We start from the raw sequence: 593 nt of genomic DNA on the forward strand, positions 1-593 counted from the left end.
TGCCAGGCGCCAAGCGAAACGTTCCCGGCCGACCAGGGCGGTGTGGCAGAGGTCCGGAAAGTCGCTGCCCGGCAGGCGCTCCGCCCAGCGCAGGGCCAGCTGCCAGAGCGCTGACTCGCTGCGCGCGGAGAGGATCAGGAGATGCCGGCTGCGCTGCCCGGTACGCCGGCCAGCAAAGCGCGCTGCCACATGGTCGAGTGCCGCCAGCTCGTCCTCTGCCCGCCGCATGAGCGGCAGGACGTCCGCCTCGGGCAGGGTCTGGCGCACGGGTGTGGCCAGCAGGCTGTGCGGGCCGATCTCGACGAACCGGCAATGGCCGGCGGCACCCAGGCTGGTGATCGCGGCGGAGAAGGCGACCGGTTCGCGCAGGTTGCGGCCCCAGTAGCCGGCATCCAGCGCTTCGCCCGCCAGCAGCCCGCCGGTGACGGTGGAGGCGAAGGGCAGATCGCCCGCCCGCGGCCGAAGGCCGGCGAGTGCCGCTTCCAGCTGCGGGCGCAGCCGCTCCATCTGCGGGCTGTGATAGGCGACCGGGACCCGGACCGGCAGCCCGGTCAAACCCGCCGCCTCGATCCGTGCCAGGCAGGCATCCACGG

1 protein-coding gene is annotated in these 593 nt (G+C 73.7%); it reads right to left on the minus strand.

Annotation, left to right across the window (positions count from 1 at the left end):
- The coding region (locus tag EQG76_RS27820) for an acyltransferase domain-containing protein (protein WP_159718316.1) at positions 1 to 593 on the minus strand (593 nt) is incomplete at both ends.

The organism is Geminicoccus flavidas (genome assembly GCF_009806515.1).
In the GTDB taxonomy this organism is placed as follows: domain Bacteria; phylum Pseudomonadota; class Alphaproteobacteria; order Geminicoccales; family Geminicoccaceae; genus Geminicoccus; species Geminicoccus flavidus.